Here is a 597-nt window from a genome sequence, read left to right as displayed (position 1 = left end):
AATCACTTTTTATATCATTCATATTATTTGTTGGAAAGAGGAGAAAAGAGAACAAAGAATATGATGTATGTTTCTATTACATGTGGACCGGGAAGAACGATAAAACAGAAAAGTGATCTGTATCAGTCGATATCCTCGAACGTTTCTGAATGTTCTAGTATAAAAAGTGCAGCTATTTTTATTACGCTAAATGAGACATCTGCAGAAAATTGGTCATTTGGTCAAGGAATGGCACAATTGGTAAAAGTGAAGGGGGAGTGAAATGATGAATGAATCCATCCATTGAATATTGTATTCAAGAGAAAATGAGAGAAAAGGCACCTGCATTTGCTCATTATAGTGAAGAGATATTGTTCGAGGAAGTGTGGCGGGACGCCACTTTAACATTAAGAGAAAGAAGTTTATGTACAGTGGCGGCATTAATTAGTCTTAATCAGACAGAACAATTACCATTTCATTTGCGACTGGCCAAACAAAATGAAATTAAAGAAAATGAATTGATTGCATTGATAACACATATGGCTTTTTATGTTGGTTGGCCCAAAGCAGCAGGAGCTTTAAATATAGCAATGAATGAAATGGAAAGTTAAAAATAAC

2 protein-coding genes are annotated in these 597 nt (G+C 34.5%); both read left to right on the top strand.

What is annotated here, in order from left to right:
- On the top strand, positions 1-261 hold a 261-nt coding region (locus KI369_RS28780; RefSeq protein ID WP_212959032.1), incomplete at its 5' end, for a tautomerase family protein.
- 8 nt (positions 262-269) lie between these two features.
- On the top strand, positions 270-590 hold the full coding sequence (locus KI369_RS28775; protein WP_212959031.1) for a carboxymuconolactone decarboxylase family protein: 321 nt from the start codon (positions 270-272) through the stop codon (positions 588-590).
- Positions 591-597 lie beyond the last annotated feature (7 nt).

Origin of the sequence: Bacillus sanguinis (genome assembly GCF_018332475.1) — a bacterium.
GTDB lineage: Bacteria > Bacillota > Bacilli > Bacillales > Bacillaceae_G > Bacillus_A > Bacillus_A sanguinis.
Note: the sequence above shows the minus strand (reverse complement) of the source record. Positions and strands in the feature narration are given on the sequence as shown.

Coding starts and splice junctions, on each gene's coding strand:
- KI369_RS28775 (WP_212959031.1), top strand. CDS start 270: ATGAATCCATCCATTGAATATTGTATTCAAGAGAAAATGAGAGAAAAG.